At 39.1% G+C, this 15,651-nt stretch carries 15 protein-coding genes and 1 riboswitch; of the genes, 3 read left to right on the forward strand and 12 right to left on the reverse strand.

Annotated features, from left to right (window positions below; genetic code table 11):
- Positions 1–491: 491 nt before the first annotated feature.
- The 8 genes from MBEAL2_RS24710 to MBEAL2_RS32030 all read right to left on the reverse strand — a co-directional run bounded on the left by MBEAL2_RS24710 (position 492) and on the right by MBEAL2_RS32030 (position 9,631).
- Positions 492–2,612 carry a PASTA domain-containing penicillin-binding protein gene (locus MBEAL2_RS24710; RefSeq protein ID WP_047154899.1) on the reverse strand — a complete coding sequence of 707 codons (2,121 nt, stop codon included), beginning with the start codon at positions 2,610–2,612 and terminating at the stop codon, positions 492–494.
- Between the two features lie 278 nt (positions 2,613–2,890).
- Entirely contained in the window at positions 2,891–3,403 is a 513-nt protein-coding gene (locus MBEAL2_RS24715; protein ID WP_152667916.1) for a DUF2179 domain-containing protein, read from the reverse strand.
- A 108-nt stretch (positions 3,404–3,511) separates the two neighbouring features.
- Complete coding sequence (locus MBEAL2_RS32520) at positions 3,512–4,462, reverse strand: sugar-transfer associated ATP-grasp domain-containing protein (RefSeq protein ID WP_201780857.1); 951 nt, start codon at positions 4,460–4,462, stop codon at positions 3,512–3,514.
- Positions 4,459–5,271: a GNAT family N-acetyltransferase gene (locus MBEAL2_RS32525; RefSeq protein ID WP_201780858.1), complete on the reverse strand. Its 813-nt coding sequence runs from the start codon at positions 5,269–5,271 to the stop codon at positions 4,459–4,461. The genes MBEAL2_RS32520 and MBEAL2_RS32525 overlap by 4 nt, the downstream gene beginning before the upstream one ends.
- 2 nt (positions 5,272–5,273) lie before the next feature.
- The gene (locus MBEAL2_RS24725; RefSeq protein ID WP_047154901.1) at positions 5,274–7,040 is read right to left on the reverse strand and encodes an N-acetylglutaminylglutamine amidotransferase; all 1,767 of its coding nucleotides are present in this window, start codon (positions 7,038–7,040) and stop codon (positions 5,274–5,276) included.
- Positions 7,041–7,431: 391 nt separating this feature from the next.
- Positions 7,432–7,707, reverse strand: coding sequence for a hypothetical protein (locus tag MBEAL2_RS24730; RefSeq protein ID WP_052947992.1), 276 nt, complete (start codon positions 7,705–7,707; stop codon positions 7,432–7,434).
- A complete protein-coding gene (locus MBEAL2_RS24735; RefSeq protein WP_047154902.1) occupies positions 7,694–9,214 on the reverse strand; it encodes a glycine betaine uptake BCCT transporter in 1,521 nt (506 codons plus the stop codon). Before MBEAL2_RS24735 ends, MBEAL2_RS24730 begins: the two co-directional genes overlap by 14 nt.
- Before the next feature lie 261 nt (positions 9,215–9,475).
- Positions 9,476–9,631 (reverse strand): hypothetical protein, encoded by a 156-nt coding sequence (locus MBEAL2_RS32030; protein WP_161798289.1) that lies wholly within the window; start codon positions 9,629–9,631, stop codon positions 9,476–9,478.
- Between the two features lie 458 nt (positions 9,632–10,089).
- A riboswitch (cyclic di-AMP (ydaO/yuaA leader) is annotated at positions 10,090–10,242 on the reverse strand.
- Between the two features lie 502 nt (positions 10,243–10,744).
- On the opposite strand from MBEAL2_RS32030, the gene MBEAL2_RS24745 reads away from it, so the two are divergent.
- From MBEAL2_RS24745 to MBEAL2_RS24755, 3 genes are all read left to right on the forward strand, one after another.
- Positions 10,745–11,047 (forward strand): hypothetical protein, encoded by a 303-nt coding sequence (locus MBEAL2_RS24745; RefSeq protein ID WP_047154904.1) that lies wholly within the window; start codon positions 10,745–10,747, stop codon positions 11,045–11,047.
- 15 nt (positions 11,048–11,062) lie between these two features.
- The gene (locus MBEAL2_RS24750) at positions 11,063–11,587 is read left to right on the forward strand and encodes a hypothetical protein (RefSeq protein WP_047154905.1); all 525 of its coding nucleotides are present in this window, start codon (positions 11,063–11,065) and stop codon (positions 11,585–11,587) included.
- Between the two features lie 175 nt (positions 11,588–11,762).
- Positions 11,763–12,032 (forward strand): hypothetical protein, encoded by a 270-nt coding sequence (locus MBEAL2_RS24755; protein ID WP_047154906.1) that lies wholly within the window; start codon positions 11,763–11,765, stop codon positions 12,030–12,032.
- A 519-nt stretch (positions 12,033–12,551) separates the two neighbouring features.
- Here MBEAL2_RS24755 and MBEAL2_RS24760 read toward each other — a convergent pair.
- The 4 genes from MBEAL2_RS24760 to MBEAL2_RS24775 all read right to left on the reverse strand — a co-directional run.
- Positions 12,552–12,863, reverse strand: coding sequence for a hypothetical protein (locus tag MBEAL2_RS24760; RefSeq protein WP_047154907.1), 312 nt, complete (start codon positions 12,861–12,863; stop codon positions 12,552–12,554).
- 701 nt (positions 12,864–13,564) lie between these two features.
- Entirely contained in the window at positions 13,565–13,993 is a 429-nt protein-coding gene (locus tag MBEAL2_RS24765) for a hypothetical protein (protein WP_047154908.1), read from the reverse strand.
- 139 nt (positions 13,994–14,132) lie between these two features.
- The gene (locus tag MBEAL2_RS24770; RefSeq protein WP_047154909.1) at positions 14,133–14,951 is read right to left on the reverse strand and encodes a hypothetical protein; all 819 of its coding nucleotides are present in this window, start codon (positions 14,949–14,951) and stop codon (positions 14,133–14,135) included.
- A 344-nt stretch (positions 14,952–15,295) separates the two neighbouring features.
- Positions 15,296–15,651: hypothetical protein (locus MBEAL2_RS24775; protein WP_236693011.1), on the reverse strand; the 356-nt coding region annotated here is incomplete at its 5' end.

Genomic DNA, 15,651 nt, shown 5'->3' on the forward strand with positions numbered 1-15,651 from the left:
TGCAGTAAACTTATCGATTTTCCCACTTAACATTGTAATTTACTACACTCATTTCGGGTAACTTGAAGGTCATTGTTTCGTTGGGATAAGGAGGATTATACGCTCCATTAAATGTAGTAATACGTATGGTAACGGTATTAAGATGTAATGGAGTGTGGATCGGGCCTTTTTACTTCTAAAAATTCTTCTTTACTACGATACCATAAGCGCCCAGTTCCATATTTATGAACTGCATCGCTAATATGATCAAGCATGGATTCACCCATAAAATAATTTTGAGTGTTGTTTACCCCTTTAACAAGCGATTTACCGAAGCACCATTTATTTCACTAACAGGAATCGTTAGTTCAATTAACCGCTCATAATAAGAGCGGTTTTTGCTTCAGCTAAAAATCAACAAAAAACGATAACAGAGCCAAAATCTTAAAAGAAAAACAAGCCTGTAGAATCACTTCTAAGGCTCGTTTCACTTATTTAATAGCGAAATGTTGCTATTCACCTTCTTCTGTACTTTTAGGATGTAAAGTAACCGTTAATCCAGCTCCCTTCTTCACAATTTTTCCGCTGCTTATATTTTGTTTAGTTACAAAACCTTCTCCCTCAGCAGAAACCTTTATGTCGAGCAAGGAGGCGATACCTAACACACTTTTGAGCGTTTTACCTGTTAAATCAGGCATTTTACAGCCAATGTTAGAAGTGAGAAGATAAACTGAATTTCCCTTCATTAAATGTGTCCCCGGCTTAGGATATTGATTCAGCACCTTCTTACCCTCACCTAAAATTTGAGGAGACAGACCAGCTTGTATAGACAGTTTTTTTGCTTGGGTTGCGTCTACCCCATAAAGTTTAGGAGTCAAGAGAAAAGTATCCGGCGAGTCTTTTATAATTTCCTTTGTGCTAATAGGTACCACGTGCAAATAACGTAAAGTTTGTTCCATTACTGACTTAAAAATGGACGAAGAGATAATCTTCCCTCCCACCGAAGGTTCGTCCACAACAACATAGACCAGAACTTTAGGCCGATCCTTAGGGGCAAATCCAATAAAGGAGCTAATATATTTATTGGCTGCATAACGACCGTTCTTATATTTTTGCGCTGTCCCTGTTTTACCCGCGACTTCATAATTAGGAAGTGCGAATTGCTGTCCGGTTCCACTTTTTTCATTAACAACAGCAGATAATAAATCACGTACCTGTTTGGTTGTATCTTTTGACACAACCCTGCGAACGATTTGTGGATGCTTTTCTTTGACAATCGTATTCGTTTTAGGCTTAATTATTTCTTTTATTACGTAGGGTTTCATAAGGATACCCCCATTTGCTATGGCACCAACCGCAGCTGCTTGCTGAATTGGTGTAACGGATATCCCCTGCCCAAAGGTAATGGAAGCAACATCACGTGGATAATACTTTCGATAAGGATCGAATGATCCTTTCTCTTCTCCGGGAAGTTCGATCCCAGTTTTCTTACCAAACCCAAAATCCTGGAGATATGAGAATAATTTTGCTTCCCCAAGTTTGTCGTACCCCAAGAGGACGAATGCTACGTTACTCGAACGCTTTACGCCTTCTCTAAACGTAATATACCCCCATCCTCGCCCCTCATTATGATCTCGAATAGGGGGGCCTTTAACTCCTCTATATATACCAGATAAGTACTTTTCGTTAGCATTAAACTTTTTCTCCTCAATTGCGGCAGCTAATGTAGCAATTTTAAACGTTGATCCTGGCTCAAAGTTCATCCCAACAGCCAAATTTGTAAAGTTCTTTATACCAGTAGGTGTATTGGGATTAAAAGAAGGGCGATTGCCAATTGCAAGGACTTCACCTGTATTAGGATTCGTAACAATTACACTTACGGCGTGGGCCGTATACTTTGCAAGACTTTCGTTTAAAGCATTTTCAACATAACTTTGTATCTGACTGTCGATTGTTAATTTTATAGTATCACCATCTACAGCAGGTTTATATGATTCTATTCCATCTGGGAGTGGCTTACCGTGCTTATCCGTACGTAGGACAAACTTCCCTTCCTTTCCTCTCAGCAGTTTGTCTTGAGTTAGCTCTATCCCCATTTGGGCTTTCCCATCCAAGTTTACGAAACCAAGTAAATCCGAAACAAAAGTACCATTAGGATATAGACGCCGGGTATCAGGATACACTCCAACCCCTGGTAATTTCAATGCCATAATCTTATCGGCTACCTCTTTTGAAATTTTCCATCCTCCAGGACGCAACTCGACTTGCTTTGCATTCCTTTGTAATCTCGTAATTAAATCAGATACAGGCATATGTAACACTGGAGCCAACTTTGCTGCCGTTTCCGTAACATCATGTACATAATTATCATTTCTGCTATCTTGTTGGTAGGGCTTCAACCGGGCAACAACCGTGAAAGCTTTCATATTGTAAGCTAACCGATTTCCGTTTCGATCAATAATGGTTCCACGGTTAGGATAAATAACGCTGCTTTTTTCCCATGTATCTTTTGCTTTTACTAGATAATCTGTTTTCATAACTTGAATCCACCATAGCTTGCTAATGAGTAACAAAAAACAACCTGTAAAAATCAAAGCAAGGAGTAAAGTTCTTGTACTAACCTTTTTTTTCAATAGTTTCAACTCTCCTCCACAAATGAATCTATTTCACATCATTCATTTTTTGCCTAATTTGATCCTACTTTTAATTCAAAAAGGCCCAAAATCGCCAAAACGATAATGAGCCAGTGCGAGGGGAACTCGCGGATTTATTGTAACATATTATTTATATGTGTAGGTCGGAATTAGAACCAATTGAGAATAAAGTTCCAGTATAGAGGACTGAACATGAAGTACTGAAGAGAGTACAAATCAATCGATCCTGTTTCTACTCTTCTATTCTTATTCGTCCGCTATTTGTTAATCCGTTTTGTCCAAAAACCACCCTGGAAAAACTTCGGTTCATAGGAGACAATAAATGCCTTTGGTGCTAGATTTTCGATCGTTTCGTATAGCTTTCTCTCGTTTTTCCTTTTGGCAAGTACATTGATGACAAGGCGGTATCCGTCTTTCCCACTTGCTTCCCAGCTGGTTACGCCATAGCCTTTCTCACGCAGCACTATGCTGATATCATTCTGTGTGGAATCAAGTACAATTTGAACCGTCACATAGCCAAGTGCCAGTATCTCTTCAATCTTACTACCCACATACACACCGGTACCCCAACCAATACAATAAGTAGCCAGGTTAAGCGGATTATCTAAACTATCCAATACGAGTGAAAGTCCCATCAAATAAACAAAAACCTCTACTGTACTAACCAATGAGGCTAATAATTTCTGTCCCTTCATCACCATAATCATGCGAATTGTAAAAAATGATACATAAATAATGTTGATAATAAAAATGATAAGTAACTGTTTCACTATTTTATCTCCTAACCTGTTTAATGGACGTTAACTCTTTTATGTGTCTATGTTGAATCAAACATAACATCAATGAAGAAAAAAAGATAATTGAATGTAAGAAAGCAGCTAACCCAGAGTGATTAGCTGCTTTCCATTTTTATTTTTTTTCGGAAATAGAAAATCAATAAATCGCTCTGCTGTAGGCTGAGGCTCATGATTGGCGAGACCCGGGCGTTCATTTGCTTCAATGATGACATACTCTTCCCCTGCGAAATCGGGCACAAGAAAATCAAGCCCTACAACTGGGATATTCAATGCACGGCTCGCTTCTTCCGCTATCTTCCGCAAAAATGGAGAAACTTCATCCGTAACATCTGTAATGGTTCCTCCAGTATGATAATTAGCCGTTTTACATACCTGCAGCGTTTGGCCATCTGTCAGAATATCATGCCATTCCAGTTCTTGCCTACGAATGAGGCGTTCCGTTTCCATCGTTATGGGAATTTGAGACTCCCCATTTGTTTTTTTAACAAGATGTGCATTTTTTCGTTCAATAAGTTGACGAATGCTATCTTTTCCATTTCCCATAATAAAAGCAGGCTTGCGCTCAATCGCAGCTACAAATTCATAATCAATAACAATAATTCGTATGTCACGTCCTTGTACGAATTCTTCCAAAATTATATGGTGACTGTGCCGAAGTGCGGTTTCTACCCCCTGCTTTACTTCTTCTTCCGTGCGAAGGTCAACCGTAATTCCACGTCCCTGCTCACCACTGGCCGGTTTAACAACAACACTGCTCCATTCCTTTATACAGTTCAATGCCTGATTCATATCTTTGTAGATAATCTGCCTGGGAACTCGCAATCCTGCTTTGTGCAGGATGCGGTGAGTAAGCGATTTATCATCACAAATGGTCATTGCCGTTGCACAGGTCTTTTCTGTCAAAGACTCTCGGCACAATACAGATTCGCTGCCGTAACACAATCTGTATAAACCGGCTTCTTCGTCGACTACCTCAACCTGAATGCCCCGAGCTAAGGCCTCATCTATTAAAATTTGCGCATAGATGTTCATGGCTGCGGTCCTCCTGTATAAAAGACTTCATTAATATGATTTTTTCTTTTAATGGAATATACCGGAATTTGTTCGAAACCAAGCGCTTTGTACAAGGCAATCGCTTTTTTATTATCGTACAGCACAGATAAATCGAGATAGCTTCTCCCTCTTGTAAGATAGTATTCGGCTACCGCACGCACAAGGGCACGCCCAACGCCTCTCGTACGCCGCTCAGGATCTACCGCTAACGCCCAAAAGCTCGCTCCATTTTCCGGGTCATTAAAAGCAGCTTTATGGTCGATGCCGGTAATGGTACCGATAATCTCCCCATCCTCTGAACATTCCGCTACAAAATAATTGAAAATAGGGGTGAATTGGTTTTGTATCATAATGTCTGGATTCGCTTCAACAAGTCTGCACTTGCGATAGATTTCATTTACACGCTGCACGTCTTTTTGATTGATCATTCGAATATGAAAGCCGCCATGCCGGCGTTTGGGCATACGGTATTTATACAGCCATAACCTGAGTGTCAATGAGGGGTCTACAAATAAAAGGTCCGGCGCTTTTGCAAGCAGAACATGATGATTTTGTACATAAATCGCTAAATCACGCTGGCCTGATTCCTCTTGTAGAAAAAGCTGAATCAACTTATCATGGTCTTCAAACGTCTGGCCAAAAGCCAATCGCCCCCACCCACAATGAATCATTACCTCTTCATTCATTCCTTCTTTTTTTATACCCGGTATATTCTTTCCCCAGCTTTGTAGAGAGGGTGTTGTCAGCCTTTCCAATCGAAACCGTTTTCTCTCCTCACTGTATTGCATAGCTAACACCCCATGTGTTGCAGCCATAGCTCAAGTACAGTTAGCTGCCAAAGCTTGCTGCCGCCCAGTACCGTCATATGTTCTTCGGGTGCTTCCAGCAATTTAGTTACATAGGCCGGATTGTACAAACCACGATTTTTAGCTTTATCCGTATTTAAAATATCGTGTGCGAAATCAAGGTATTCATCTCGCAGGTATTTAAGAGCAGGTACAGGAAAATATCCCTTTTCACGGTAAATGACCTCGTGTGGAACCACTCGTTCTGCGGCCTTTTTCAGAATATGCTTACCCCCACTTGCAATCTTAAGCTCCGGTGGAATCGAAGCTGCCAGTTCAACCAGCTCGTAATCAAGAAAAGGTACCCGTGCTTCAAGCCCCCATGCCATTGTCATGTTATCCACGCGTTTTACCGGGTCATCAATAAGCATAATACGCGTATCCAGGCGTAACGCTTTATCCACCGGTTCATCAGTCCCCGGAGCCATGAAATGCTGAGTCACGAATTGACCTGATATATCTGGGCCGTGGTAGCGTGTATTCAATATCTCTAGCACTTCCTCGTGAGTACGGTCAAAAAAAGCTTCCTTATATTCAACTGCGGTATCACGCGTTCCGTTCATTACCTTTGGATACCAGTGATAACCGGCAAAAACCTCGTCAGCCCCCTGTCCGCTGAGTACCACTTTCGTTTCCTGACTGACTTCCTGTGATAATAGATAAAATGCAACCGTGTCATGGCTGACCATAGGCTCAGACATGGAAGCAATTGCTTTTTCAATGTTAGGTAAAAGGCGGCGCGAATCAATGAAAATTTTCTGATGTTTTGTTCCGAATTCTTTTGCAATGATATCACTGTAATAGAATTCGTTTCCTTCTTCTTTTCCCACGTCTTCAAAGCCAATGGAATACGTATACAGAGATTGCGGTTCGCACTGTGCCATTAGCGCTGTAATGAGACTTGAATCCAATCCTCCGCTGAGCAAAGAGCCAACTGGAACATCGCTCACCATACGGCGTTTTACACTCGTAGACAAGGCCCCTAGCACCCGTTCAATCCATTCCTCTTCTGAAAGAGTTTCTCTGCGTTCAAACTTTACATCCCAATAGGAAGAAACTTTTCTTTCCCCCATAGAACTAATACTCATTGTTGTACCTGGTTCCAGCTTCTTAACATTTTTAAATATAGTGTAGGGGGCAGGCACAACTGCGTGAAAACTTAAATAGTAATGGAGAGCCTCAGAAGAGAGCTCAGGGTGCACCACCCCAGTTGCATGGAGAGCTTGCATATTGGAGGCAAAATAAAAGGTGTGCTCATCTTCTGCATAGTAAAGAGGCTTAATCCCAAGTCGATCTCGACCTAATAGAAAGCGTCCACGTGTCTTATCATGAATACAAAAAGCAAACATTCCGTTTAATCTTTTTACAAAGTCGTCACCCCAGGCATGGTAGCTTTTTAGCAGCACTTCGGTATCACTGCTAGAATGGAATGTATAGCCTTTTTGCCGCAGTTCCTCGCGCAATGGCTGAAAGTTATAAATTTCTCCGTTATACACAATGGAAAGCTGCAGTTCTTGATCAATCATTGGCTGGTGGCCGTTTTCTGATAGGTCGATAATGCTCAGACGTCGATGGCCAAATCCAAAGCCGTCCCCTGCATATACCCCAAAATCGTCCGGGCCTCTCGTTTCTATAGCCGGAAGCATTCTTTGTACCATTCTCTCATCAATATTGCCATTGTCAAAACGAATCACACCACAAATTCCACACATGGTTTTTCACATCATCTCCTAAAATATTTTTTAAAAAGCCCCCTTTCTGACCTTATCTTCAGAAAGGGGTAAAGAGAGTAAACAACAATTCACTCTACTCCACTATGTAAAACAAATCTAAGCTGTATGTCGTTCCTACTTATAAAAAGAATAGGAAAAGAATAGAGCGAAGTCTTGTTTGCTCATTGCATAATACTTGAAATCAAGGAAAAGGATACAAAAATACCTTCTGAAATTTTTGTATCCTTTTCTGCATGTTATTGAACATGAAGTGAAAGTTTTACATTAAAGATCCTGATATAAATTCCACTTTGTTTGAAGGTTCAAACTTCCCATTTTTGGATTACATTACCTTACTAACTGATTTTTTTGTTTATGGTGTTTTTTAGCTTTAAGTTTTTTTAATACAAACTGCTGTCACCTTTCGTTGTACCCAAATTGCGAAATCTTCCTTTTCGTTGTACAGGTCGATTGTTCGGTAAATTTCTATCAAAGTTTCTTTAGATGCCATTGACGCTTTATCTTCATCATCAAGTAAGTAATAAGCCACACGATAAACAAAAGTCTCGATTTCTTCTAAGAGATATAAAAGAAATAAACGGTCTCTATTTTGAGCCTGTCTGATTATCGAAACATTGACCCGTTCATCCCCCTCATTTGGAATCATTTAATATCATCTCGAGTTTTCTCTCGCTTGTCTGCTTTTTTTTATAAATTTTCGTTTCTTCTTGTAGTGCTTTCATGAGAGAAAAACACATCAGGACCATAATAAGAGCAAAAGGAAGCGCGGCGACAATTGATGCGGTCTGCAATCCCTGCAGGCCCCCGCTGAGGAGTAAAACGGATGCGATGGTAGCCTGAAGGATCCCCCATGTAACTTTCACTTTATTTGAAGGATTAAGCTTTCCATTCGAAGAGAGCATACCAAGTACGAAAGTCGCTGAATCCGCTGAAGTAACGAAAAATGTAATGATTAACAGGGTAGCTACAACCGATAAGAGCATACCCATCGGGAGATTCTCCAGCATCTCAAATAAGGTAAGGGTCACATCCTTTTCTGCTACCTGTGACAATTTAATTCCCTCAAATATTTCCATGTGCAGCGCCGTTCCCCCAAATACAGCAAACCAAACAAAACTAAAAAGACTTGGGATGAGCATTACACCAAGGACAAACTCACGAATCGTTCTTCCTTTGGAAACGCGAGCGATAAACGTACCAACAAACGGTGCCCAAGCGATCCACCAGGCCCAGTAAAACAACGTCCAACCTGATATCCATTTACTGTCTGTAAAAGGTGTCATTCTCAAACTCATAGACATAAGGTTTTGTAAATAGCTTCCAAGGGTAGAGGTAAATATATCAAATAAAAATGAAGTTGGACCCAAAAACATCGTAAGCAAAAGCAGCGCCACAGCAATGAGCAGATTGGCGTTACTTAGATACTTAATTCCACGGTCTAATCCTGTTGTCGCGGAAATCAGATAGAGAACAGTAACTACAGCAATAATAATTAGTTGATTAACAATATTGCTGTTAATTCCCGCAATATGCGAAAGACCTCCATTAATCTGTAGTACCCCTAAGCCAAGTGAAGTCGCCACCCCAAAAACCGTTGCGATAATGGCAAGAATGTCAATGCTTTTACCAAGCGGCCCACTTACTTTTTCTCCAAACAACGGACGGAATGTTAAGCTGATTAGGCCGTTATATCCCTTTCGAAATTTGAAATAGGCTAACGACAGCGCAAGCAGGGTATAAATTCCCCATGGTTGAAGTCCCCAGTGGAAAAAGGAATACCGCATGGCAAGTCGAGCCGCTTCATCCGTTTGGCCTTCCCCGACGGGCGGTGTTACGTAGTGGCTAAGAGGTTCCGCAACGCCCCAGAAGACCAGACCGATTCCCATTCCTGCACTAAAGAGCATGGCAAACCAGGTGAAATTAGAATACTCTGGTTCATCATCATCTTTTCCTAACTTAATTTGTCCGTACTTACTAAACGCGAGATATAACACAAAAACTAGAAATGAAAAAGCAGCAATAAGGTAAAACCATCCAAACTTATTTGTTGCAAAGACAAGTAAACTATTAGCGGCACTCGCCAAACTTTCCGGCATCAGCCCTCCCCATAAAACAAAGAGCAAAACAACACCAATTGACATATAAAAGACCATCAAACTCCCCCTTTTTATTTAACGAAATATATTTCACAAACCATTCGTAACATAAAAACCAATAGGATTTTATTCACCTTTTTTATTATTTATTTAGGTGTTTAACCCTAACAATATAAAAGTAATACCGTTCAAATTATCATTGTTCAGAAAGAAATCAACGTTAACATTTAAATTGCTTAACCTTACGCTCTCAAACAAAGAAAATAGCGTATTCAAAATTTAATGCACTGTGTCTATAAAAGTATTATTGGATAATATTTAGTTGTGATTCACTTCTCGTATCTTTGTTATTTCTTCTTTTCTTACCGGACCGTTATCCTCTTCATCTGGAGTTGATACTATTAAAGGGATGCCCCCGATCATTAAAAAACATAATCCCACAATAACCAAGATAATCCAATCACTCAAGTCCACTGGGGAACCCACCTTATTTTACAAATGTATATTTTTTCTATTTATCAACGTTTTTTAAACGAACTAACATTTTATAATTTTGTTAGTTCTTTGGTGGTCAATGATACTAGAAAGACTTGTTTGCTAAACCTAAATGGTTACAAAACCTCTAGCAACATTCTCTAATTCACTGTTATTTGCATTGCGTAATTCCTTATTCAGTCAAATTAGATTTCCTTTCCCGGATTATTATTTCTTTTGCCCTATGTTTGTACTGCGTCTGAGCCTTATAAGAAACACACTTACCTTAAACAGTCCTGTGAATAAAAAGGATAATTTTTAAGTATTCATATCGATTTCCCCCCTTTTTTAATAATGTAGATTTTCAATACAAATAGACCAGGGCATACTTTCTCCTTGGAACTGAAGTTCCAAAGAAAAACAATGCACTGGTCTGTAGTCATAATTATGATATCTTTAGATCTTCTCTGCTTAGCCGACGAGGTTAGCTGACGGGTAGGATGGCAGAGAAATATTCTTCCACATCCCTCCTAGTCTTAATACCTAGGATTAACCCCAAAACACTTGGTTCCCCCGCTTTCGTTTTGAACGAAATTAGGCCTGATATTGAATTTTGTTCAGCATGTGAATCATAGTTGATATTAATTATGATATCATAATTAGAACATATAATCACACTTGGAATATATGAATTATTTCCACTATTATCCTCTCTCCTTGCCTGATAACTAATTAACTTTGATTTTCTTAAAAATCAGCTTAAATAATCCCGTGTTCTCTTATATCCTTCCATACAGTAATTCTTTACCAAAAAAACACATCTTTTTTAAATTGGATGAATCCATTATACAAAACAAGTATATCGCTATAGGTTTTGAGATTCCTATGCGGCTTCCCATCAGTCATAACGAACGAAACCGCACCAGTTCGCTTACCATAGATTACACTTGGCAACAATTTTAAGCGGAGGTTTTCCTTTTGAATGGCAATCACTTCCATTGTATTTTTCGTAGTTTAGTTATGCTCACATAACCCACTTTTCTCGCCATTTATGATGACCATATAGAATTAAAAATAAAAACCAATCCGCTATATAAGAATGCATTAAACTCCATGACGAACCATATATCATATTCCCTGTTACAACTTGGTCAATTGTCGTCTAATGATAACTTGGATAAACAGAAGTCTAATACAAGCAGCAAGTCCACGAAGTCGAATGCCGGGACAGTAAATTCATCTGATCAAAGTAACTTCCAGGCGAAGTTGGCGGAGGTGCAGTTAGGCAACAGCTCAACGGAGGACGTGTATAAGATAGGTGTGCGATTGCGGGAGTTAGCGGTCCAATATACGAATCCATCAACGAATAAAATCCATAAAAAGAAGATTGAAGACGAGGCTAACCCCATGCTTTAACAAGTAATACAATGGATGGGAAAAAACATTGCTAGTATACTGGGTAAGCATAACTTTTCTTTTTCAATTCCTGCTTTACCGCCCTATACCGTGCCTCCCTTTAATACGCACCATACCGATTCAAAAATAGGACATAACGGTGTTAATAAGGAACTGACCGAGCTAATTAAAGTCACACAAAAAATTGATCAGTTAGCTAGGAGTAGCTTCCTTGTCAATGGAACAGAGTACCACAAACCACCTAATGATGCCGAGCAATCTAACCGATATGCAATGCATGACCAGGATGAAGAGAAGCAACAGAATGTGAAGAAAGAAAAATATCTTCATTCTCGGCATGATGGTGTGAAGGAAGAAGAGAATCATCATCCTCACCACGAGGATTGGCAACTCCTATACATGGCCGTGGACATGAGCACCATGACCATGATGAACCTCAAGATAGCGGTTCGGTTAACCCACCTGAAACGCCGTCCAACGGAGGTATCGGTTTGCCCGGAACAGGTGATAATCCATCTACTCCCCCCTTCCATCAGATAATCCAAATGGTGCTCCTGGGAATACAGGAGGAGGAACCAATCCCCCGCCTACAAATGGTAGCGTACCACCTTTACCTGCTGGACCGACTGTCCCAGGCGGATTAGAAGGAGGAAGCGGGCTGCCGCCCATAGGAGGAGTTCCTTCCCAACCACCGATATCTGATGTTATTTCAAAATTGCCGATTGATCAGATTTTAAAACCTGACGTCATTGATAAGTACATTTTAGATCCTCTTTCGAAATACCGGCGTTCTTTGGCAGAAAAAAGACCGCATCTATCTAAGTTTTTCAGGCCTACTTTCACTCAATCTGAGCAGGAAAATTTCCTTAAACCCCGGGATATGGTCGAGCTATTAAAACTCAGACAGATGGCGTACACGGTTGCTACGATGAATACGTACACGGAGCAACAAGGGAAGTACATTGACGCCCTTGTTGGTAATTAACAAGCTTCAAAGCCATTGCACAATGCAATGGCTTTGAAGTCTTTTATGAACAATAAGAAGGGCATACTGCTTGTGGTGGCATTTACATAATATCTGGATTTACCAAATTAATCATTCATCTTTAATAAAATTCTTTATATTTTAACATCTATTTCATTATTTTTTAATAATAATATCCGATAATATTTCTATACTTGGTGTATAGATAAAATAAGAACAGATTGAGGGTAAGGAACTATGAATATCGTTTTAACGGAAACAACATGTAAAGTATGCGGATCAAAACTCTCACAGTATGAAGTTGAGGAAAAGGACCGCCATTGTATGAATTGCTATGAAGAACCTAAAAAATAATAAATGTTAGGTTGATATAAGCATGAAAAACCGTCTCAAGGAAGATGTTATCTAGCCTGGGACGGTTTTTTGTTTCAATCATTTAAAATTTAGTCCGTGAGAGGAAAGAATTTCTTGCTTAATCCAAATACATTTCAGACCATTCCTGCTCCATGAGACATTCCCCTAAAATTCACTCATACCCTCCCCCCATTCATCCATGTCTGGATATTCACTGTATGGACTAAAAATGGAACAGTCATGAATGGATGGATAATATATGCTGTAGTAATCCATCGCGGCCCGAATATTTTTAAGCATATCCATATATTTGTCGGTGTTAATTATTAAATTTCGCTTTAAGGTGTATTTTAGAGAGTTGTATACCTCTTCATATTCCTTGATTAAGAACTCAGCAGTTATCCTTTCAGAAGCTAACAAATCATTAAACGTGCATTGAAAAGCTAATAGGTTTTTATTTTTACTACGTAAATCCATCTTTCTATATCCGGCTTTCAGATAACAAAAACCAGGATTGCGACTTGTCACTTTATCAGGATTTACATAAGTGATTAGTCCATCTTTATGTTTAATACCATACCGTTTAAATGTAGCCCAGGTCGCTTCAAAAATTGTGACTTAGATTATAACTTTGCCACACTATGAAGCATAAATTCACCGGGTATTATTCTATTTTTGACCCAATTACTTTCTTAGAAAAAGAACTTTAAACCATATACTTGCCAAAAATACATTTATGAAGCATAAACCTGCCAAGAGTTAAAATACGATTTGTAACAACCATCTTCTTATTTCCCCCTTTTTTCTTATTTTATATTGTGCTATTGATTCCCGTAGACCAACCACACGAATGACGCAGCACCACATATGATTTGAAACGAAGCAGTATTCCATTTAATAAGGAATAGCATGCCCAATACATGTTAATAAGGAATAGCATGCCCAATTCATGTTAATAAGGAATAGCATGCCCAATTCATGTCGATTAAGAAATGATAGCCACATACATGACACAATAAAAAACGCACCCTCCTACTCAAAGGAAAAGTGCGTTTTTTATTGTGAGAGAAAAAGGATGTCGTTAGAGATAATGAATATTATGAAGAAGAGCTGCGGTAAAATCTTTTCAACTCCTGGTGCTACCTTCCAACAAATTTCCAATGATCTGCATATTTCCCTTACTTTTTAAACATGATTGTCTCTTGTAACTCTTTTTGGTCAGGAGTTAGCCAAGCGATCTTAACATATCCTTTATCTAATAACATCCCTAATTCATCCTGGCTGTACGTTTTATTTAATGTTCCCGATTCTAAATGAACAGTGTAATTTTTATCCTTTAATTCCATACCATCATCATAGTGAACTTTTTTGTTTAGGTTCGATTCATCAGGGAAAGAAACTTCGACGTCTTTTATCTTTATTGGCCGCTCTTCCTTCTGGTAAGTGAGTACAATCCCCTCTGGTTCTAGATTTTTATCATACAGTGTAATTTTCCCTTCGACTTTCCATGATTCTGACTCTCCCTTTAAACCTACAACTGTACCAAGAGGAGAGCAACCTGTTACAAGGAGTATAAATAAACAAAAAATCATGCCAATATTCTTCATGCTCTTTCTCCTTTTACATTTATTGTATGTTAGAGACTACACATATAGGTAAAAATAAATCATACCATTTCAAGGAAGAAAGCAGAAATGGACCATTGGCCCTTTTCTGATACATTCATCAGGTTCAACTAAAACACATTTATAGACCAGCAGGTGATTGTTGTGTTGTAAGATCAGTGAAGATTTTAGTCCCGTTTTTGTAAATATCACTTTTTGCTACAACCTGAATATAGTTTGATGAGGAATGAGTAACAGGAGCGAGCCCATTGTTACTCCAATTATAAATCCAGCCATAGGATGTATAATTATCTTTCCATTGTGGCGTTCCAGCTGAGTTTCCAGTGTATGTTCCACTTACAACAGAACCACACCATCCAAGTGCTCTTACATCCAGATAAGTTCTTGCGTTTTTCACAGTATACGCAGTTGATGTTCTTTCCCACCATGTTTCCATATAATCAGCTTTGTAATAGTTTCCAACATGACCACTTGGAGGATCGAAGATTTCCCAATATGATGTTACATGCTGTTGCATTCCTCCGTTATCCGCGCCTTTATAACCGGAAGCGGAGGCATAGGAAGCATAAGCCCCACTGTAATCACAGCTTGCCATTGTTGTGACTTGATCTGGTGAACAAATCACCTGTTCTACAGCTTCTTGGGATGCAGGTCGATCAACCATATAAATTTCAATCGACTCTACAGTAAGGCCATTTTTCTCCATACCAGCTTTAAGTTCATCATAGACCGATTTTGCTTTTTTATCTTTTTGAATTTCTGATTGTGACAGTTTTTTAAACTTAACTTTTTTGGATTGAAGTATCTTATTAATATCTAAGTGTCCATCGATTATAGAGGCATTTGGATCTGTTTGAGGAGAATTGTTTGCAAAGACAGGAAAGGCGCCAAAGCTACATATCATGAGCATCATTAAAACCAAAGAGAAGAGTCGTTTCATAAAATTTCACTCCTTTTTTTCATTTGCAAGCTAAAAAATAGAGGGTAGCAACAAAAGAAAAAGGTTTAAAATTATGCTTAGACTTTGAAATCCCCCTTTGTAGCGATGAATTGCCCCTTATCTTCTTCAATAATAAAAAAGATTGATGTATTATTATGTAAGGCCTTTCTGAAAGGTCTCGCGATACCATCACCAGGGAACCGGCGAATTCTGTTGGTGATGGTATTTTTATATTTATTTTATTTTACAAATTCGTCCTATTTCCTTCCTGTTATTTCAAAAAAATTAAAAAAATTTACATTTCAGGTTATTTTATAGGGGTATAGTATTAGTGAACCCGATTTTCAAAAGGTACTTAAGATAAGTCTATATGGAAGAATAAGAAAAACCGGGCGTGCGCCCGGTCCTTTATTTTTAAACATCCTTGAGTCTGTAAACTTGACCATGTAGCCCCTCATAATATTCAGGGTACATCTCTCCTCCACACTTTTCACAGCTAAACTGAGGGGGATCGGATGGTCCCCGTGATCCATTGCATCAAAAGAACGAACCGTATCATAAGGAATCCCTTCCGTTTCATTGCACACCAAACAGACATAATTGACCTTGTTCTTTTCGCGAAGAAACCGGGACATGGTCATTATGTCTTTCTTTTTCTGCTTTTTCTTCTTTGAGTTTGCCATATTGAATCTCCCTTTTT

The organism is Aneurinibacillus tyrosinisolvens (genome assembly GCF_001015055.1).
In the GTDB taxonomy this organism is placed as follows: domain Bacteria; phylum Bacillota; class Bacilli; order Aneurinibacillales; family Aneurinibacillaceae; genus Aneurinibacillus_A; species Aneurinibacillus_A tyrosinisolvens.